Genomic DNA, 20,447 nt, shown 5'->3' with positions numbered 1-20,447 from the left:
ATTATTCCCCGTCTGCCTCGCCGCCGAGGCCTGGTGAGAGTGCTTCCGGTGCGGACGGCGTCCTGCCCTGGAGGCGATGCTGCAGCCGCAGCTGGGCGACGCGTTGCCAGTCGTCAGCCCGTTCAGATTCCGCGGTTGCCTGAATGATAAAGTCGATATGCGCCATGGCTGCCTCCCGTGCCGCCGCAGCATCGCCGGCAAGGATCGCACCGGCAATGCTCCTGTGCTGGGCCAGCAGCGCTTCTCTTGCCCCGCGCAGATGATAGAGCTTCGCGCGGCTCTGGAACACTCCATCCGAAAGAAGGCGGTAGCACGAGCGCAGGCTATGCAGGAGGATGAAGTTGTGCGCGCATTCACCCACCGCGTTGTGAAACTCGACGTCGATTTCCGCCTCGGCATCGAAGTCTCCGGCTGCGTGAACCTCTTCCATGCGCTGGATGATGCTGGCGATCATCTGGCGGTCGGCGCTGGTGGAGCGGCGGGCCGCCATCTCGGCCGTGATGGCCTCGATCTCGCGGCGATATTCCAGATAGTCGGCTGTCGCCTTGGGATGAGCGGCGATCAACTCCCGCATTGGTGCGGAAAACACCTCGCCCACCACATTGGCAACATAGTTGCCGCCTCCCTGACGCGCCACGATGAGCCCGCGCGCTTCGAGTGCCTTGAGCGCCTCCCGTAACACGGGCCGTGACACATTCATGGATGCAGCAAGGTCGCGTTCACCCGGCAGCCGGTCGCCATCCCGCAAGACCCCTTCCAGGATCAGGCTCTCGATCTGGCGCACGACGGCGTCTGACGTCCGTCCGTGATCGATCGTGGTGAAAACAGGCTGCACCGTAGTAACCATTTCATGCGACAATGATGGGTACATAACGCCGTTGACGATGACTGGTCAATTGTTTTAACCAGTTGTGCGACAACCCGTGCACGAGACGCGCACCAACCAAGACGAGGCTGGTTTCAATGTCCGGACTGAAGATGCCCGAACCCCAGGCCGCTACGCTTTTCCGGCGTGCCGAGATTGTTGCGGACATGCGGATCATTGTTCCGGGCGAGGGCGTCGTCGATTCAGAAGAAGGCATGCGCGTCTTCGAGTCAGACGGTCTTACCGCCTACCGCCAGCTGCCTCTTGTCGTCGTCCTGCCCGAGACCGTCGCGCAGGTCTCGCGCATCCTGAAATATTGCCATGATCGCAACATCCGCGTGGTACCGCGTGGGTCCGGCACATCGCTTTCCGGTGGCGCGCTGCCGCTGAAGGACGCGGTTCTGCTCGTCATGAGCCGCTTCAACCGTATCCTGGAGATCGACTACGCCAACCGCGTGGTCGTTGCCCAGCCCGGCGTTACCAACCTCGGCATCACCCATGCGGTCGAGCACCAAGGTTTTTACTACGCGCCCGACCCTTCCTCGCAGATTGCCTGCTCCATCGGCGGCAACGTGGCGGAGAACTCCGGCGGCGTGCACTGCCTGAAATACGGCCTCACCGCAAACAACGTTCTGGGCATCGAGATGGTGCTTATGACCGGCGAGGTGATCCGTCTTGGCGGCAAGCATCTGGATGCCGAAGGCTATGACCTCCTAGGCCTGATGACCGGCTCGGAAGGTCTGCTCGGAGTCGTGACCGAGGTTACGGTCCGCATCCTGAAGAAGCCGGAGACGGCTCGCGCCCTGCTGATCGGCTTCCCGACAAGCGAACAGGGCGGCCAATGCGTAGCCGATATCATCGGCGCAGGCATTATTCCGGGCGGCATGGAAATGATGGACCGTCCCGCCATCCACGCTGCGGAAGCCTTCGTCCAGGTCGGCTATCCCCTTGATGTGGAAGCGCTACTGATCGTTGAGCTTGATGGCCCGATGGCCGAAGTGGATCATCTGATCGAGCGCGTGAGCGAAATCGCCACTCAGAATGGCTGCACCACCAGCCGCATCTCGACCTCGGATGCCGAACGCCTTGCCTTCTGGGCGGGCCGCAAGGCGGCCTTCCCGGCAGTTGGCCGTATCTCGCCCGACTATTACTGCATGGACGGGACGATCCCCCGCAAGGAACTTCCACGCGTGCTGGCGGGAATGCGCGAGCTGTCCGAGAAATACGGCCTCGGCGTCGCCAACGTCTTCCATGCCGGCGACGGCAACCTGCACCCGCTCATTCTCTATGACGCGAACAAGCCGGGCGATCTGGACAAGGCAGAGGCCTTTGGTTCGGACATCCTGCGCCTTTGTGTCAAGGTGGGCGGTGTGCTGACGGGCGAGCATGGTGTCGGCGTCGAGAAGCGCGATCTCATGTCAGAAATGTTCGATGAAAGCGATCTGAACCAGCAGATCCGCGTCAAGTGCGCCTTCGATCCCAATCACCTGCTGAACCCCGGCAAGGTGTTCCCGCAACTGCACCGCTGCGCCGAGCTGGGCCGCATGCACGTCCACCGTGGGCAGGTGCCCTTCCCCGAGCTTGAGCGCTTCTGATGGCTGAGACACAATTGTTTACCCCAACCACGCCAGAGGAAGTTCTGGAGACGGTCCGCTGGGCTGTCGCCGAGGAAACGCCGCTTGAAATCGTGGGGCAGCGCTCGAAGCGCAGCATCGGCCGGCCAGTCGAAGCCAATCATCTGCTCGACCTCTCGAAGCTCACGGGCATTACGCTCTATGAGCCCGAAGAGCTGGTGCTATCGGCCCGCGCCGGTACGCCCATAAGCGAGATCGAGGCGCTGCTCGCCGCCAACAACCAGCAGTTTGCTTTCGAGCCCATGGACTACGGCCCGTTGCTTGGAACTGAGGCCGGTCGGGGCACCATCGGCGGCACGCTTAACGCCAATCTTTCCGGTCCCCGCCGTCTCAAGGCAGGTGCTGCGCGAGACCACATCCTCGGCATCTCGGCCGTTTCAGGCCGTGGCGAGACCTTTAAGTCTGGCGGTCGCGTGGTGAAGAACGTCACCGGCTATGATCTTTCCAAGGGGCTCGCCGGCTCCTGGGGCACGCTCTCCGTCGTCACCGACGTGACGTTCAAGGTCCTTCCGGCGCCCGAAACCGAGAAGACGCTGCTCCTGAACGGTCTGGACGATCATCAGGCCGCCGAAGCCATGGCTGAGGCGATGGGATCGAGCGCCGAAGTCTCCGGAGCGGCGCACCTTCCGGAAGGTGTCATCGCCAAGTTCCTGGACCGTGCGCTGGTCGGCGGACCGAAGACGGCTCTGCGCATTGAAGGCGTGGCTCCCTCGGTCGAGTACCGAGTCGATCACCTGACGCGCCTGCTGCGCAGTCACGGCGTAGGCGATGTTCTGGAAGCCGAGCAATCCTGCGCTCTCTGGCGCGAAATCCGCGACTGCCATCCCTTCTGCGACGGCACTCCCTCGCCGGTGTGGCGTGTATCCGTCGCGCCCATGATGGGGCCACGTTTGGTCGATACGTTCCGCCGTGCCGCTGGGGCAAACGCCTACTATGACTGGCAAGGCGGACTGATCTGGATGCGCATGGAATCGGATCCCGAAGCTGAAGTTTTGCGCAAGCTGATCACCCACTTTGGCGGCGGCCACGCTACGCTTGTACGGGCGCCGGAATCGCTCCGCCGTCAGGTCGATGTGTTCCATCCGCAGCCAGCACCTCTCGCAGCACTGTCGGCCCGCTTGAAAGAACAGTTCGATCCAAGAAATATCCTGAACCCGGGGCGGATGATCCAACCGGCCTCGCCAACAACCTAGAGGGGGAGACCTTATGACTGACAATAACTATCCTCAGGGAACGCCTCCTGCCAGGCAGGCTGGCTGGTTCGATCCTGGTATTCCAAACGTCCAGCTCATCTACGTGCTCTACATCGTAAGCTTCGTGGTGGGCATCACCGGTCTCGTCGGCATTATCCTCGCCTACATCAATCGCGGGCGTTCTGAAGCTTGGGTTGAAACACACTACACCTGGGCGATCCGCACCTTCTGGATCGGTGTGCTTTACGGCTTCATTTCGATGCTGCTGATGGTCGTCGGCATAGGCTTCCTGCTCATGTTGGTGGTGGCAATCTGGGTTGTCGTGCGCTGCGTCATCGGCCTGCAGGCAGCAAGCCGCGGCGAGCCGATCAAGAACCCCACGAGCTGGATTCTCTAAACCATGCAGACACGGTTCACGTCAGCCCAACTTGCAGATCCGGCGGTCGCGCATTCGGAAACCATTCTGCGCAAATGCGTCCACTGCGGTTTCTGCACGGCGACGTGTCCCACCTATGTCGAGCTCGGCAACGAGCTCGACAGCCCGCGCGGCCGCATCTACCTCATCAAGGAGATGCTGGAGAATGACCGGCCTGCCGACAAGGAGACGACAACGCACATCGATCGTTGCCTCTCCTGTCTCTCCTGCATGACCACCTGCCCCTCCGGCGTGAACTACATGCACCTCGTGGATCATGCCCGTGCGCATATCGAAAAGACCTACAGGCGGCCATTCTTCGACCGGCTGAACCGCGCGCTGCTCGCCAACATCCTGCCCTACCCGAGTCGTTTCCGCGCTGCCCTGAAGCTTGCTCGCATCGGCAAGCCGTTCAGCAAGCTCTTCGGCATGAGCACGGCGCTGAAGCCTGTCGCGGCCATGCTGGAATTGGCGCCCGCCTCCCTGCCCTCGCCGCGTCCGCAGCCGTCGCAGCAGATTGCCTCTCCGCGTGGGCGCGTGGCGATCCTCGAGGGCTGCGCGCAATCCGTTCTGGACCCGGAGATCAACGCGGCGACCGTCCGCCTGCTGAACCGCCTCGGCATTGAGGTCGCTAAGCCGGAGCGGGAAGGTTGCTGCGGCGCGCTGGTCCACCACATGGGCCGTGAGGATGATGCCCTCGACTTTGCCCGCCGCAACGTGGACGGCTGGTGCCAGCTCATCGACAATGGCGGCCTCGACGCGATCATCATCACGGCTTCCGGCTGCGGCACGACGATCAAGGACTACGGCCACATGCTGCGCCTTGACCCGGCCTACGCCGAGAAAGCGGCCCGCGTGTCGGCACTTGCGAAGGACATTACCGAGTACCTCGCAAGCATCGACCTTCCCGAACCGGAGCTCACCCCGGGACTGGAAGTCGCCTACCATTCCGCCTGCTCCATGCAGCACGGGCAAAAGATTACGCGTGAACCGCGCCAGCTCTTGACCCGCGCAGGCTTCGTGGTGAAGGAGCCAGCCGAAGGCCATCTCTGCTGCGGTTCGGCCGGAACGTACAACATCCTCCAGCCGGATATCTCAAAGCGTCTGCGCGACCGCAAGGTCGGCAACCTTGAGCGCACTGGCGCCTCCATCGTCGCGACCGGCAATATTGGGTGCATGACGCAGATCGCGTCGGGCTCTAACCTGCAGGTGCTTCACACCGTGCAGCTGCTGGACTGGGCATTTGGCGGACCCAAGCCGGAAGGCCTGGCTTCTGTGGTCTGAAACAAAAAAGGCAGCGCCTCTGTTGAAGCGCTGCCTTTGCGTGACGAGCAGCTTCCCCTCAAGCAAGCCCGTCCCCCGTAACTCTGGCGTCAGATCACGACAACGTTCGTGCCGACGCCTACTCTCTCATAAAGATCAATGACATCCTCGTTGCGCATGCGGATGCAGCCGGAAGATACGTTCTGGCCGATCGTCCACGGAGCGTTGGTGCCATGGATGCGGTAGAGCGTCGTGCCCAGATAGAGCGCACGCGCTCCCAGCGGGTTCTGCGGACCCCCAGCCATGTGAACCGGCAGGATGCGCCCTTGCCTCTTCTCGCGCTCGATCATCTCCGCAGGCGGTCGCCAGTCCGGCCACTCCCGCTTGTTGGTGATCTTGTGCGAGCCGGTCCAACCGAACCCTTCCTTGCCGACACCGACGCCATAGCGGCGCGCCTGGCCGGGTGCGGTAACGAGGTAGAGGAACTTCTGCTTCGTATCGACGACGATCGTGCCGACGGCGTGGTTCCCCTCATACTGCACCTCCTGCGGAAGGAAGCGCGGGTCGATCTGGAGGTGTGAATAGTCCTTTGGCCTGCGCCCCTGGACTTGCGGCGGTTGGTATTGTCGCATCTGCTGGGTGGCCCCAACAGGATGCACGTTAAGCCTTGGCAGGCTTTGCGGCTGCTGGGGTACGCCCCGATACTGGGGCTGCGCATATCGCGGTTGCGCCACGGTGCGCTGGTTATTCCGGAGCTGCATCACCCACGGAGCCGAAAGATCGGGACTGACGACCACGGGTGGCGGCTCTACATATCTGCCTTGTGCGCCTGCAGGTGTGACCAGAGCAGCAAAAAACAGCAGTCCGGCAGTTCGTAAAAAATACGTCATGGAACACTCTCTGTACTTAATACTCAGCAATACCCGAACCGGATTTGACAGACAGTCATCGGAGGCGCTTCAACTATCCTCAGACCGTTCATCGCCCCCGGTCATGTCAGTAGACTGCTCCGAAGAAGCAACAAAATGGTGAATAACTATTCGCCCGATGCAATACTTTAGGCGAATCTGGGTTCTTGGTTATTTTTGGGTTGAGCGTCTTGGTAAACGAATTGTTTGAAGTGATGATCGGGGGTCGGCATGAGTGAAAGCGGCTTGATAGAGGGGCCGGATGGAAAGCTTCGATGCTTCTGGCATGGCAACCTGCCAGACTATCTCCACTACCACGATCACGAGTGGGGCCGCCCGGTCGTCGATGACATCCGCCTTTTCGAGAAGATCTGCCTTGAAGGTTTTCAGTCGGGGCTTTCCTGGCTGACCATCCTGCGCAAGCGGGAAAACTTCCGCGCGGCCTTCGCCGGCTTCGACTTCCGCAGGGTTGCGCATTTCACTGAGGATGATGTCGAGCGTCTGCTGCAAGACAAGGGCATCGTGCGCCATGGAGGAAAGATCCGCTCGGTGATCAACAACGCCCAACGCGCTATCGAACTCTGCGAACAGGAAGGCTCGCTTGCGGCTTATTTCTGGCGGCATGAGCCCCAGCTGGAGGCCCGACCTTCGCAGGTGGACCTCGCGACGTTGCGGGCAATGGCGAAAACCGAGGTCTCCACGAAGATCTCCAAGGACCTGAAGAAGCGCGGCTGGTCCTTCGTCGGCCCCACCACCGTCTACGCCTTCATGCAGGCCATCGGGCTGGTGAACGACCACCTGCACGGATGCTGCGTCCGCCACGAGGTCGAGGCTGCCCGGGCGTCGCTGAAACGCCCGGTCTAGATCACGAGGAGTTGCTCAACCCGCCGGGGTGGTGGCCGCCTGTGGGTCGGGCGGCGTTACCTGAACCGGCTGCGCACCTTGTGCAGCCTCGACCGCCTTCTGTCGTGCCACGACCCGTTCGCGGTAGACGATGTAGAGCCCCGCTCCAACGATGAGCATCATGCCCATGGCCGCCACGTCATTCGGGAATTCTGCAAAAAACAACCAGCCCATGAGCGTGGCAAAGGGGATCTCCGCATACTGGACGGGCGCGAGCGTTGCCGCCGGCGCAAGGCGCAGCGCCCAGGTCATCAGCATGTGCGCAAAGCTGCCGACGAAGGCGATGCCGAACAGGAGCCAGGCTTCGTCCACGGAAGGAACGACGATCCTGGCATCTTCGAACGAACTGCCTGCAACGAGCGCCACCAGCACCATCATGGCCGCACCCTGCACGCCGCTGATTCCCTGGATCAGGGCAGGATCGCCCTCGCGCACGAGCTGGCGCGTGGTGAGCGAATAAAGCGCAAAGGTGAAGGCGCTTGCCAACGGGATGAGTGCGACCACACCCACTTCCGAGAAACTGGGCTGGATCACCATCATCGTCCCGATGAACCCGACACCGCAGGCCGAGATGCGCCTTGGCCCTACCTGTTCGCCAAGGAAGAATTTTCCCATCAGCATGAGCAGGAAGGGTGAGATAAAGCCGATCGCAATGGCATCGGCCAGCGGAATGTAGCGGAAAGCGATGTAGATGAGCCCCAGTGAATAGAGCTGGAGCGCGGTTCTGAAACCTGTGAGCATCCACAGGCGGCCGCTCATCTTCATGCCGTTGCGCAGAAGCGCCGGCGCGGACATGAGCGCCTGCCCCGTGAAACGGGCGAGCAGGATGGTGACGAGCGGCACCGAGCCCATCAGGATCTTCGCGAAAACGTCGCTGAAGGGAATGATCATGCCGAAGCAGATCGTGAGGAGAACGCCCAGAAGCGGACGATCAATGGACTTACCTTGCTGCACCAATGGAGGGCACCCCTTCTTGACTCTGTCGGGCACCCTCCTTATCTCTTCGTTAGCACTCGAATTGGGGAAGTGCTAACAGAGGTCTTCCTCTGCCCGAACCGAGGAAAAGCTCATTTCAATTTGGGAATCAAGGGTTCAAGACATGGCCACAACGAATTTTCGCCCGCTTCACGACCGCGTAGTCGTTCGCCGGGTTGAGTCCGAGCAGAAGACTGCCGGCGGCATCATCATTCCGGACACCGCAAAAGAGAAGCCGCAGGAAGGCGAAGTCATCGCTGTAGGACCTGGCGTACGCGACGAGGACGGCAAGTACATCGCTCTCGACGTGAAGGCTGGTGACCGCGTTCTGTTTGGCAAGTGGTCGGGCACCGAAGTCAAGATTGATGGCGAAGACCTTCTGATCATGAAGGAATCCGACATCATGGGCATCATCGCCTAATCCACCACGGAACCAACGTTCGTCGCTCGAACATCCCGTGAGTGGTGGGCGAGCGACAGCCGAAACCCGTACGGTAAATGAAAACATCGGATCGCTTCGGCCTCGGGCTGGAATTGATCCCAGGAGAATTTGAACATGGCAGCTAAAGAAATTAAGTTTGGCCGCACCGCTCGCGAGAAGATGCTCAAGGGCGTCGACATCCTCGCTGATGCCGTGAAGGTAACGCTCGGCCCGAAGGGCCGTAACGTCATCATCGACAAGTCCTTTGGCGCTCCGCGCATCACCAAGGACGGTGTATCGGTAGCCAAGGAAATCGAACTGGACGACAAGTTCGAGAACATGGGCGCCCAGATGGTCCGCGAAGTTGCTTCGAAGACCAACGACATCGCAGGTGACGGCACCACCACTGCAACCGTTCTGGCCCAGGCGATCGTTCGCGAAGGCAACAAGGCGGTTGCTGCCGGCATGAACCCGATGGATCTGAAGCGCGGTATCGACCTCGCTGTTGCAGAAGTCGTCAAGGACCTTCAGGCCAAGGCCAAGAAGATCTCCACCTCCGCTGAAGTTGCGCAGGTCGGCACGATCTCCGCAAACGGCGACGAGCAGGTTGGCCGCGACATCGCTGAAGCAATGCAGCGCGTCGGCAACGAAGGCGTGATCACGGTTGAGGAAGCCAAGACCGCCGAGACCGAGCTCGAAGTCGTCGAAGGCATGCAGTTCGACCGCGGCTACCTGTCGCCGTACTTCGTCACCAACGCAGAGAAGATGGTCGCCGAACTGGAAGACCCGTACATTCTCCTGCACGAGAAGAAGCTTTCCAACCTGCAGGCCATGCTGCCGGTTCTGGAAGCCGTCGTTCAGTCCGGTCGTCCGCTCCTCATCATCGCTGAGGACGTGGAAGGCGAAGCTCTTGCTACGCTCGTCGTCAACAAGCTGCGTGGCGGCCTGAAGATTGCTGCCGTCAAGGCTCCGGGCTTCGGCGATCGCCGCAAGGCGATGCTCGAGGACATCGCGATCCTCACGGGCGGCCAGGTCATCTCCGAAGACCTCGGCATCAAGCTCGAGAACGTTACCCTTGAAATGCTCGGCCGTGCAAAGCGCGTTTCGATCTCCAAGGAAAACACCACCATCGTTGACGGTGCTGGCAGCAAGGACGAGATCGAAGGTCGCGTTGGCCAGATCAAGGCCCAGATCGAAGAGACCACCTCTGACTACGACCGCGAGAAGCTCCAGGAGCGTCTTGCCAAGCTCGCTGGTGGCGTTGCCGTGATCCGCGTTGGCGGCTCGACGGAAGTCGAAGTCAAGGAGCGCAAGGACCGTATCGACGACGCTCTGAACGCAACCCGCGCGGCTGTTCAGGAAGGTATCGTTCCTGGCGGTGGTACGGCTCTGCTCCGTTCGGCTCAGAAGATCACCGTCACCGGTGCAAACGACGACCAGAACGCAGGCATCAACATCATCCGCCGCGCTCTGCAGTCGCTGGTTCGCCAGATCGCTGACAACGCAGGTGATGAAGCTTCGATCGTTGTCGGCAAGGTGCTTGACGTCAACGACGACAACTTCGGCTACAACGCTCAGACGGGCGAGTACGGCGACCTGATCGCCATGGGCGTGGTTGACCCGGTCAAGGTTGTCCGCACGGCTCTGCAGAACGCAGCTTCGGTTGCTTCGCTGCTGATCACCACCGAGGCGATGGTTGCCGAGCTTCCGAAGAAGGACGCAGCTCCGGCAATGCCAGGTGGCATGGGCGGCATGGGTGGCATGGACTTCTAATCAGTCCACTCAGTGTTTACGGAAAGGGCGGCAGCGATGCCGCCCTTTTTGTTAGAGGGCAATTTAAGAAAAAGCAGGAACCCGCTCTTCCTGGGTTGGCTAAGCGTCTTCTAGCAGGGTCTTCTCAAGCCAAAGCTTCTGGACTTCCTTTTCATAAGCAGCAAGCAGGTTGTACGAGCTGCGCAGCGCCTTTTCACGTCCCAGCCGAGGGAAACGCATGCGCAATCGGGCCTTGGCTGTCATGACGAAGGGTCCAAACCCGTCCACGAGGATCAACTGCCGGCCGGACGCTGTGTTCTGAACGAGGAAGTTGTTCACGTTCTCGTCGTCGTGCAGGATTATCCCGTGCTTGAGCAGCGCGGCGAGCGCCTCCTGAAGCAGGGACCGCCCTTCCTCGATCGTTATGCGCTCCCAGCGCAACGCCTCGACCAGGTTGAGGCTTGTCTTGCCGTCATCATCGTGGATGCGTTCGAACATAAGACCACGTCCGAGCTGCGTCTCGACCCATCCGTACATCTTCGGCAGAACCGGTGTTGTCTCGATCCTGCTCAGGTAGGCATAGTCTATATCGTTCCGATCTATGGGCACGTCCCTGTTGATCTTGATAACAATGTCTTCCCAAACCGGATGAAGGTAAACGACGCGCTCCACCCCGGATCCGATCCGTCTCCTTACAACCACATTCTTGACAGCCACCCCGAATCCCCCGAGCGATATCCGCTATTGTCCGCATACTGTAGTAGATTGGAATTGCAACCAATAGTATGTGCTATTCGCTACGACATTGCGGCGTAGCTTGCCCGCACCCATGCTGCGGGACCAGAGTACGGCGGAGAGACCAAGGATCTCTGGCGGATATATCCTGGCTTCGTATCGTCAATCTCCTTGGCACACCCTGCATCTCCCGCACTTGCCGACGGCGTCCAGGAAAATGATCCATTGGCGTGCAGAGCAGCTCACGCCCCATCCATAATGAAGACCGCCGCCAACACCAGCGATCTGGACGTGCTGACCTTCCGCCCCCTGCCAAGACGCCCCCCATTCGCCAGGCTGCCATTCCAGCGGCTCTTTTCAGAACACCGATAAATAATTTCCACCGGGCCATTTGAGTCTGACCTGCCACTGAGTTTTTCCTCCACCTGGAGTTAGAGTCCGGCCTTGATTGAAGGACGGACAGATGAAGCGGAAGCGGTTTTCGGAAGAGCAGATCATCGGGGTTCTGCGCGAGCACGAGTCGGGTGCGAAGGCGGCCGATCTGGCCCGCAAGCACGGGGTGAGCGAAGCGACCCTGTATAACTGGAAGGCGAAGTATGGGGGGATGGAGGTGTCCGACGCCAAGCGCCTGAGGTCTCTGGAAGAGGAGAATACGAAGCTGAAGAAGCTGCTCGCCGACCAGATGCTGGAAGCATCGGCACTTCGCGAGCTTCTGTCAAAAAAATGGTAGGGCCCGCCGCCAAGCGCGAAGCCGTCGCGCATCTGCAGGCCGCCATGGGCCTGTCGGAGCGTCGGGCCTGTTCCTTCGTCGGTGCCGATCGCAAGATGGTCCGCTACCAGTCCTGCCGTCCGCCGGAGACCGAACTGCTCGGCCGGCTGCGCGACCTTGCCAATGAACGCCGGCGTTTCGGCTATCGACGCCTGTTCATCCTGCTGCGACGGGAGGGTGAGCCGTCTGGCATCAACCGTATCTACCGGCTCTACCGAGAAGAAGGGTTGACGGTTCGCAAGCGCCGGGCAAGGCGACGGGCGGTGGGTACGCGAGCGCCGATCCTGGTCGAGGCGAGACCGAACGCACGCTGGTCACTGGACTTCGTGCACGACCAGTTCGCCTGCGGTCGGCGCTTTCGGGTGCTATGTCGCCCGCGAGCTTACCGATCTGATCAGCCGTCGCGGCAAGCCGGACATGATCGTTTCGGACCACGGCACCGAGTTCACGTCGAACGCCATCCTTGCCTGGTCGAAAGATCATCGAGTCGAGTGGCATTACATCGCGCCAGGCAAACCCATGCAGAATGGCTATGTGGAGAGCTTCAACGGTCGGATGCGGGACGAGCTGCTGAACGAGAGCCTGTTCTTCGGCATCGACCATGCGCGCAGCGCCATCGCTGAATGGAGGCAGGACTTCAACACCGCGCGACCGCATTCCTCGCTCGGATACCAAACCCCGGCAGCCTTTGCCGAAACTCTCACCGCAACCGGCTCCGACGCTTCGCTCGATAAGGGCTTCGCGTCTCCACCGGTTGCTCAACCCGCGCCCTACGGCGTAACAGAAACGGCCGAGGCTCTAATCGCCGCTGGATGACAGTTCAGTGGCAGGTCAAGTCTTGCCAAAATGAATACTTCAAATAGAATATTCGGCACGAACCGACGACCATTTACGTCTTTTTACTTTGCGTACATTAATATAGAAAATATACATTCCAGTTTGGTTAGCTATACGGAAGTTAGAACTGAGCGAACAATAGAAATATCTTATTATATTTGCACACCACTCCTGCATCCAGATCTATGGCAACAACCCGCCCATCGCAGATGTGCCCGTTATGAGGTATCAAGGACTAGGCGTTTGGCCTTGTTGTCAGAGCCGTTTGAAATCGGACTGCAATTACCGCTAAAGGAATTTCTGAGAATTCATGTGCTTGAATATTTACTTGTATATCTTGGCTTTCTTGTTGGCTTTCACCAGCGTTGCCGGAGCTGATGATCAATACCCTTGCCAATCAGATCCGGCGGGGCGATGGGCTCCAGGTGTGCAGGACCACAACTACCTGGTCAGACGGACCATCGGTCCACACAGCTTTGACATCCCCTACGGGTATCTGATGATCCGTCCGTCGGCAAACAGGGTCAACTGCTATTCAAAGAGAAGCAGCATCAGCTTCGCATTCTGGATACCCGATCTACGTCCTCCGTTATCCGATATGTGGTCACAGCCAAACTTTCGAGTTCAGGAGCCTGGAAGATCTAAACCCAGCACTGACGAATTTGTGGTGTCAGTTCTGACAGCCTCTCCAAACAATCCTGGCGCACCAACGACTATGTTCAGAAACACAATTGGGTTTTTAGCGGGTTCATACCAGATAAGGTTTGAAAACGGTTTGCTACATGTCATCCCCAGTGAAAACCTGCGAGCCTTCGAGGGCTATTTTGACCTCTCAAACAACAACAACCAGGTCGCTCTTGACTGCACTCCCTCCGGCGAGGACAGCCCCCCAAATCCTTCGTGTAAGGGAACCATCTATTTCCACGATTTAGGGCTGACCTTGGTTGTTCTCTTCCCGAAAGATGGATTGCCTTACTGGAAGGCGATCCGCGACGGAACAAGCACATTGCTGGATCAATGGTCCGTTGCCCCACAATGAGAAAACCTTACTACAACAGTATTTGTTTATTAATATGGAAGCTTACTTAATATGACTGACGAATTTAAATTAAACGATGCACAAAAGCAACAATTGGTTGATATTACTCAAAGTAACACTTCAAATTATGCAGCAGGCTACGAATTCCTGCGCCAAGAAATGCAAAACTTTCTCGACAATCCCGCCAATGCTGAAAACCCCCATAGGCAGGATTATGCACGAATGATCTTCTAGCTGAAGAACGCAGCAGAGATCAACCGCAATGACGCCGGTAGCCAGAGCAACTCTTTCATACGCGGCACAGCCCGCACCGGTCGAAAGTATGACCATAAGGACGCCGGAGATGATGCACTTCAGCGTATATCTGACTTGATCGGGAAGGTTGTCATCGGTGATGTCCTGAAGAATTCCTATGTTCCAAATATTAGCGGTCTTGTCCGCAATGATGTTCACGCGGCGCTTTCAAAAGGTGAGCAAACGGTAGGGACTTGGGGTGGCTCTTCCTTTTACTGGAACATGCAATTGTCGGATGACCCGAAAGATACGGTCGGCAATTCGATCCTTAAAGATCCTGCGGAATACGAGAAATTCCTCTCCGTCACTTCGAAAGCGATGCTCGACACTGCTGCAAAGTTCGGTATTACCGCAGAGCAGGCGTTGACAGCCCTTGAGGCCCAATTACCCGCTGAAGTGGTCAGCGAGCTGGTAAATCGCGTCATTGACTACATGGATGGTTCAACGATTAGCCTGGCAGGGGATCCGGAACGGATCGATGGTTTCCGGACCAGTGAGGCCGACGATGGATCAGTCAGCTGGTATCAGTTGGATAAGGATCTCAAGAGAACATACGTAACTGACCCCGACAAGGTCAAAGAACTGAACCAGAGGCGCGAAATTCGCCTCGAAAAAGGTGCCGACGAAAACTGGCAGAAGTCGGAGGCTGGCTCCTCAGACCTCAAGCTCGCGGCATCTAACGGAAACACCTACGCGTTGCATCTCGACGGTGACGGGAAGAAGACATCAGCTACCGTGACGAAGGCTGACGGTTCCCGCATTGACCGCGAGTATCAACCAAACAGCGCCCTCGGACAAAAGAAGCCGCGTTACGAACGCACATATGATGCTCACGGGCACATGACCGAGGAGAGGAAGAACCTCGATGATGGTTCCTATACATCATCGACGGAACTCGCTGCAGCCGAAAGAGCTGCGGCCGAAAAGGCAGAAGCTGAAAGGGCTGCAGCTGAAAGCCAAGCTGCCCAAATTGCTGCAGCCGAAAGAGCTGCGGCTGAAAAGGCAGAAGCTGAAAGGGTGGCAGCTGAAAGCCAAGCAGCCCAAATTGCTGCAGCCGAAAGAGCTGCGGCCGAAAAGGCAGAAGCTGAAAGGGCTGCAGCTGCAAGCCAAGCAGCCCAAATTGCTGCGGCCGAAAAAGCCGCGGCTGAAAAGGCAGAAGCTGAAAGGGCTGCAGCTGAAAGGGCTGCAGCCCAAATTGCTGCGGCCGAAGAGGCACGCCGTTCCAGGGAGCGCGAGCAAGAGCACCAACGTCTTGCGGAGGCACGGCAACGTGAGCTGAACCAGAGACTGCAGACACCTCCGCTCCAGATCAATATTGGATCGGTTGCGACACAACGGCCATCCAGCCAGTATGGCATTTCACTCGACCAGCCGGCGAGCCTGAATATTTCTGTCTACAAGCCACCAGAGCCACCTGCACCAGAGCCGAAGCTCAAGATCGAGTTCGGACAGCCTGGCCAAGGCAACTTCAGCGGAGGCGGCAATGTCAATTTGCCTGCCATTGCCCCAATACCGCAGCCACGGCCCAATCTGGATGTACCGATTTATAAGCCAGCACCTTCGCCAGGATCCGGTTCTCGAACCGGATCGGGAACAGGCATATTCATTGGCGTGCCCGTCCTACTCGACCTCGATGCTGACGGCACAATCGATGTTCGCCCGCTTGCGATCGCTAGCGTTCCGCACCAGGCCGCGGAAGCAGAAGCCCCTGCATCCACCACCCGCTTCGACTGGAACAGCGATTGCATCCCTGATCCCACGGCCTGGGTTGGTCCAAATGATGGTTTGCTGGCCATCGACCTGGCAATTGACGGCTCTGCCGGCGCTAACGGAAAGATCGATCAGGCCAAGGAGATTGCCTTTGCGCTCTGGAAGTCGGAAGAGGAAATCGCCTCAGAAAACGCCGACGCCGGCAGCAGCCATGGAGCTCGCCTCACCGACCTTGAAGGGCTGCGGCGCTACTTCGATACCAACCGCAACAATGTACTGGATGCGGCCGACGACCGCTGGAGCGAGTTCCGCGTCTGGCGCGACGCCAACCAGAATGGCGTGGCGGATGCAGGTGAATTGCGTACCATGGCCGATGTCGGGATCAAACTCATCAGCCTGATGCCCGCGTCTGAGGGCGCCAGGGCATTCTCCGACGGCTCATCCATCAGCGGTACCAGCTATGCCGAGATGAACGATGGCACCCGCATGCTGGTTGGCGACGTGGCATTGGCCTCTCGCCCGGGCGTTCTTGCGCAGCACGCAGCCTGACAAGACATCCAAGAAACTCCAGCAACCATATTCCGGCACCTCCGGGTGGCAGTAATGCCGCCCGGACTGCTGCTGGACGAAAGCACAAACTGCATGGAAACCTTCAACGAAGAGTGCCGTGATGCCGGCCTCAACCCGGATGCCACCTGCGATCCACAACAGGCGGAGAGTGGTCTGACGGCGCTTGTCGCCATCGCATCCTACTATCACATTCCGGCCCGTCCGGAGGCCCTTTCCCGTGAACTCGCCCTGACAGGAGGAGCAACCTGCGAGCACTTGTTGCTTGCCGCGAAAGCCATCGGCCTCAAGGCCCGCATCGTCAACGTGAGCGAAGAGCGGATGGCGAAACTGCCCAGGCCGGCGATCGCTGTCTTGCTCGACGGCACCTTCGCCATCTTCGCTGGCCAAGTCGACGACGGTCATTTCCGCCTGATCAATCCGCTGGGCTTTACGGCAAGGGATATGGATTTCGCGGCGCTTCAGAAGTTGACCGAGGGCCGGTTCCTGCTCGTTCAGCGTCGCTTTCTCGGACCAGGTACGGCGCAGAAAGCCTTCGGCTTCAGCTGGTTTCTACCCTCTATCTGGAAGTATCGTCGCGCCTTCGCCCATGTCCTCGTGGCATCGCTGTTCATCCAGATTTTTTCCCTTGTCACGCCCCTGTTCTTCCAGATCGTGGTCGACAAGGTTCTGGCACATCGCAGCTATTCGACACTGATCGTGCTCGTGGTCGGACTGGTAGCAGTCGGGCTCTTCGACGTTTTGCTGCAGTATCTGCGCACCTACGCCCTCTCGCACACGACGAACCGTATCGATGTCGAGCTTGGGAGACGGCTGTTCCGCCATCTGCTCAACCTGCCGCTCAGCTATTTCGAAACCCGGGCGGCCGGTCAGACGGTGGCGCGCATGCGCGAGCTCGAAACAATCCGCGATTTTCTCACCGGCCAGGGGCTTTTCAGCGGGCTCGATCTCATCTTCACCGGCGTCTTCATAGCCGTGCTGTTTGCCTATTCCACAACGCTCGCCTGGATCGTGGTCGCTTCCATTCCTTGCTACCTGGCAATCGGCTTTTTGATCCGCCCGTTCCTGAAGGAACGCATCGATGAAAAATTCAATCGCGGCGCGTTTAGCCAGCAATTGCTGGTCGAGAGCATTGTCGGGGCGCAGACTCTGAAGGCTGCGGCGGTGGAGCCTATCGTGGCGGCGCAGTGGGAAGAGCGCTTCGCCGCCTATGTGCGCTCCTCCTTCGCGGCCACCATGATGGCTGCGAAGGGTCAGAACGCGATCCAGTTTGTCAGCAAGGTGACCGGCGTCCTCCTGCTTCTATTCGGCGCACAGGCGGTCATAAACGGAGAACTCACCGTCGGCGCGCTGATCGCCTTCAATATGATCGCCGGCCACGTTGCGCAGCCTGTCCTGCGCCTGTCGCAGCTCTGGCAGGATTTCCAGCAGGTGCAGATCTCGGTCTCCCGCCCTTCCGACATTCTGAATGCGCAAGCCGAATTTCGGCCAACCTCGCCTCAGGCCCTGCCGGCGCCGAAAGGTCACATCGCCTTTCGGAATGTGACCTTTCGCTATGGCGCTGGCGGACGCGATGTCCTGCAGGATGTCTCACTGACGATCCGGCCGGGAGAAGTAATAGGCATCGTCGGCCCCTCCGGTTCTGGCAAGTCGACGCTGACCAAACTTCTGCAGCGTTTCTACGTGCCGAGCGCAGGCCAGATCCTGGTTGATGGACAAGACATCGCGCAGGTTGATCCCGCATGGTTGCGCAGCAATATCGGCGTCGTGCTGCAGGAGAACCTGCTGTTCAACCGCACCATCCACGACAATATAGCGCTCACCAACCCGGCCATGTCTCGCGAGCAGGTCATCCAGCTGGCAAAGCTCTCGGGCGCAGATGAATTCATCGTCAAACTGCCCTGCGGCTACGACACGATGATCGAGGAGCGCGGGGCCAATCTTTCCGGCGGACAGCGTCAAAGGCTTGCGATAGCACGAGCGCTCGCCACCAACCCGTCGATCCTCATCATGGACGAGGCCACCAGCGCGCTCGACTATGAGAGCGAACGGATAATTCTCGCCAACATGCGTGAGATCGTACGCGGCAGAACGGTGATCATCATTGCCCACAGGCTAGCAACGGTGCGCGGCTGCAACCGCATCATCGGCATGACAGACGGCTGTATCGTCGAGGAAGGCACACACGAGAGCCTGACCGTTCAAACCAACGGCCTCTATTCCAGGCTCTGGCAGCTGCAGCATGGTGAGCTCGCATGAAGTTGGTTTCATTGAAACGCTGGCGTTCATCCTCACCGTGCCGGGATGACACAGCCTTCCTGCCTTCTGCCCTTGAGATCCTCGATACGCCTGCCTCACCTGTGCGCGTCGCCTTCATCTGGTTCATCTGCATGCTCGCGGTTTCGGTCCTGGCCTGGGCCTGGTTTGGCAGGATCGATGTCGTAGCCACAGCACAGGGCAAGGTCCAGCCAGCCGGCCGCGTCAAGATCATCCAGTCTGTCGAAGCCGGAAAGATCGTATCAAACCCGCTGCCGAACGGCACGCATGTCGAAGCCGGGCAACAGCTCCTGCAGCTCGATGAAACGCAAGTGCGCGCGGAACTTTCCGCCATCGAGTCCAGCCTTGCCGCATGGCAGGCTGAATCCATTCGGAGGCGGGCAGTCGATGAAGAGTTCCGAAAATTGAGCCTCGATGCGGTTAAGGATATGGATCCTGACCCAACCTGCCTTCTGGATCGGCTCGGCGAAGAGTTACCCATTGAGATCAGAAGGCGCGAGATGCTCGCCTTCCATGCCGATCTCGCTGCTCTGGTTTCCTCCCTGCGCGCGCTGGACGCTCAACGTGCACGCCACCTGGCGGAGGTTGATAGCCTGACCGGGAACATCAGCGCCCGTGAAGAACTGCTCGCAACACTTTCAGAGCGCGTAACCATGCGTTCGACTCTGATCGACGGCCCTGCAGGCTCTCGAGCACGCGTCCTCGATGCGCTTGAGATCAAGCAGAAGGAAATGGCAGACCTTTCGGAAAAACAGGGTAGACTTCAGGAAACGCGGGCAGCCATTGGTGCGATCGAGCGTGAGGCCGTAAAGCTGATCGACGCGGCCATCGCCGACAACGTGGGTAAGCTTTCAGAAACAGAACGACGGGTAGATACTGAAACCCAGTCAGCGATCAAGGTTCGACGGCAGTTGGAGCTTCTGACGATCCTGGCCCCCGTGTCGGGGACGATCCAGGCCTCTGCCGTCACCACCCCAGGCCAGGTGATATCCGCCGGATCGGAATTGATGCGGATTGTGCAAGACGACTCTGTGCTCGAAATCGAAGCTTATCTCCCCAACGTGGATATTGGCTTCGTAAGCGTCGGCCAGGAAGCGGCCATCAAGATCGAGGTCTTTCCATTTACGCGCTACGGCATTCTACCGGGAAGGGTCACCCACGTTGCGCGCGACGCCATTCCCGAGCCCGACGCCCAACAAAGCGAGCAGCAGGCGGCAGCAGAGCTGCGCGCCATAGTGCCGGTCAGCAACGCCCAGCGGGTGCAGAACCTGGTGTTCCCTATAACCATTGCGCCCGCGACCTATGAAATCGTGGCGGATGGCCGTAGCGTTCCTCTCAGACCGGGCATGGCCGTCACTGTCGAGATCAAGACAGGTAGACGGCGCATTCTGGAATACCTGTTCTCGCCGCTCGCCGAGATTGCCGCCGGCGCCATGCACGAACGCTAATCACGACCGGAGCCAGACAGGAGCAAGACCTTGAAGACACCGACCACAAAGGCCGCCATCGCCGCCGCGCTGATCCTTGGCTCAGTCAGCTTGGCCTTAGCGGAAGATCGGGAATGCGGTAGTGGGGACCCGATCGAAACGATCAATGAAATGTTCGACGCCATCTATGCCTGTTGGGAACCGCCGGCGGGCAGCGAAGGGATGAGTCTGACCCTGACCTTCTCAGTCCGCAGCAATGGTACGCTGATCGGCGTACCGATCGTCCGTCATTCGCGGCTTGGCAAGGACAGCGCGCTCAGAGAGGCGTTTGTCGAATCCGTTTTCGGCGCGCTCGATAGAGCGACGCCACTCCCCTTGTCCAAATCCATGGGCGGCGCAATCGCCGGCCGCATCCTCGCTCCACGCTTCGCCGTGCCTGGCAGAGCGATCTGACGCGCAGGAC

General features: G+C 59.2%; 17 protein-coding genes and 1 pseudogene. 14 read left to right on the top strand and 4 right to left on the bottom strand.

From position 1 onward, the window contains the following. Nucleotide 1: 1 nt before the first annotated feature. Nucleotides 2–835 (bottom strand): FCD domain-containing protein, encoded by an 834-nt coding sequence (locus IEX27_RS15255; RefSeq protein ID WP_188721931.1) that lies wholly within the window; start codon nt 833–835, stop codon nt 2–4. 128 nt (nt 836–963) lie between these two features. On the opposite strand from IEX27_RS15255, the gene IEX27_RS15250 reads away from it, so the two are divergent. The 4 genes from IEX27_RS15250 to glcF are packed head-to-tail and all read left to right on the top strand — an operon-like array spanning nt 964 to nt 5,391. Further along, entirely contained in the window at nt 964–2,460 is a 1,497-nt protein-coding gene (locus tag IEX27_RS15250; protein WP_188721930.1) for an FAD-linked oxidase C-terminal domain-containing protein, read from the top strand. Continuing rightward, on the top strand, nt 2,460–3,692 hold the full coding sequence (gene glcE / locus IEX27_RS15245) for a glycolate oxidase subunit GlcE (RefSeq protein ID WP_188721929.1): 1,233 nt from the start codon (nt 2,460–2,462) through the stop codon (nt 3,690–3,692). Before IEX27_RS15250 ends, glcE begins: the two co-directional genes overlap by 1 nt. A gap of 13 nt (nt 3,693–3,705) precedes the next feature. Further along, complete coding sequence (locus tag IEX27_RS15240) at nt 3,706–4,089, top strand: DUF4870 family protein (RefSeq protein WP_188721928.1); 384 nt, start codon at nt 3,706–3,708, stop codon at nt 4,087–4,089. Nucleotides 4,090–4,092: 3 nt separating this feature from the next. Next, nucleotides 4,093–5,391, top strand: a complete 1,299-nt coding sequence (gene glcF / locus IEX27_RS15235; protein WP_188721927.1) for a glycolate oxidase subunit GlcF — start codon at nt 4,093–4,095, stop codon at nt 5,389–5,391. 89 nt (nt 5,392–5,480) lie between these two features. Here the strand turns inward: glcF and IEX27_RS15230 are convergent, their stop codons facing one another. After that, nucleotides 5,481–6,260, bottom strand: a complete 780-nt coding sequence (locus IEX27_RS15230; RefSeq protein WP_188721926.1) for a L,D-transpeptidase — start codon at nt 6,258–6,260, stop codon at nt 5,481–5,483. A 249-nt stretch (nt 6,261–6,509) separates the two neighbouring features. Between IEX27_RS15230 and IEX27_RS15225 the strand changes: the two genes are divergently transcribed. After that, nucleotides 6,510–7,142 carry a DNA-3-methyladenine glycosylase I gene (locus tag IEX27_RS15225; RefSeq protein WP_188721925.1) on the top strand — a complete coding sequence of 211 codons (633 nt, stop codon included), beginning with the start codon at nt 6,510–6,512 and terminating at the stop codon, nt 7,140–7,142. A 15-nt stretch (nt 7,143–7,157) separates the two neighbouring features. Here IEX27_RS15225 and IEX27_RS15220 read toward each other — a convergent pair whose 3' ends face one another. After that, nucleotides 7,158–8,135, bottom strand: a complete 978-nt coding sequence (locus IEX27_RS15220) for a DMT family transporter (protein ID WP_244630395.1) — start codon at nt 8,133–8,135, stop codon at nt 7,158–7,160. 145 nt (nt 8,136–8,280) lie between these two features. On the opposite strand from IEX27_RS15220, the gene groES reads away from it, so the two are divergent. Next, nucleotides 8,281–8,577, top strand: a complete 297-nt coding sequence (gene groES, locus IEX27_RS15215) for a co-chaperone GroES (protein WP_188721923.1) — start codon at nt 8,281–8,283, stop codon at nt 8,575–8,577. A 135-nt stretch (nt 8,578–8,712) separates the two neighbouring features. Continuing rightward, entirely contained in the window at nt 8,713–10,350 is a 1,638-nt protein-coding gene (groL, locus tag IEX27_RS15210; protein ID WP_188721922.1) for a chaperonin GroEL, read from the top strand. A gap of 99 nt (nt 10,351–10,449) precedes the next feature. Here the strand turns inward: groL and IEX27_RS15205 are convergent, their stop codons facing one another. Next, entirely contained in the window at nt 10,450–11,046 is a 597-nt protein-coding gene (locus IEX27_RS15205) for a YrbL family protein (RefSeq protein WP_188721921.1), read from the bottom strand. Nucleotides 11,047–11,527: 481 nt separating this feature from the next. On the opposite strand from IEX27_RS15205, the pseudogene IEX27_RS15200 reads away from it, so the two are divergent. The 7 genes and pseudogenes from IEX27_RS15200 (at nt 11,528) to IEX27_RS15170 (ending at nt 20,437) form a co-directional block, all read left to right on the top strand. Next, nucleotides 11,528–12,649, top strand: a pseudogene (locus IEX27_RS15200) (IS3 family transposase). 349 nt (nt 12,650–12,998) lie between these two features. Further along, nucleotides 12,999–13,709, top strand: coding sequence for a hypothetical protein (locus IEX27_RS15195; RefSeq protein ID WP_188721920.1), 711 nt, complete (start codon nt 12,999–13,001; stop codon nt 13,707–13,709). A gap of 51 nt (nt 13,710–13,760) precedes the next feature. Next, nucleotides 13,761–13,943: a hypothetical protein gene (locus tag IEX27_RS15190; RefSeq protein WP_188721919.1), complete on the top strand. Its 183-nt coding sequence runs from the start codon at nt 13,761–13,763 to the stop codon at nt 13,941–13,943. A 288-nt stretch (nt 13,944–14,231) separates the two neighbouring features. After that, complete coding sequence (locus tag IEX27_RS15185) at nt 14,232–16,262, top strand: SPM autocatalytic domain-containing protein (RefSeq protein ID WP_188721918.1); 2,031 nt, start codon at nt 14,232–14,234, stop codon at nt 16,260–16,262. Nucleotides 16,263–16,316: 54 nt separating this feature from the next. Beyond that, nucleotides 16,317–18,539, top strand: coding sequence for a type I secretion system permease/ATPase (locus tag IEX27_RS15180; RefSeq protein WP_244630386.1), 2,223 nt, complete (start codon nt 16,317–16,319; stop codon nt 18,537–18,539). Then, a complete protein-coding gene (locus IEX27_RS15175) occupies nt 18,536–20,005 on the top strand; it encodes an HlyD family type I secretion periplasmic adaptor subunit (RefSeq protein WP_188721917.1) in 1,470 nt (489 codons plus the stop codon). Before IEX27_RS15180 ends, IEX27_RS15175 begins: the two co-directional genes overlap by 4 nt. 30 nt (nt 20,006–20,035) lie before the next feature. Continuing rightward, entirely contained in the window at nt 20,036–20,437 is a 402-nt protein-coding gene (locus tag IEX27_RS15170; protein ID WP_244630385.1) for a UCP034077 family protein, read from the top strand. The last annotated feature ends 10 nt before the right edge of the window (nt 20,438–20,447 follow it).

Origin of the sequence: Nitratireductor aestuarii (assembly GCF_014641695.1) — a bacterium.
In the GTDB taxonomy this organism is placed as follows: Bacteria; Pseudomonadota; Alphaproteobacteria; order Rhizobiales; family Rhizobiaceae; genus Chelativorans; species Chelativorans aestuarii.
Note: the sequence above shows the minus strand (reverse complement) of the source record. Positions and strands in the feature narration are given on the sequence as shown.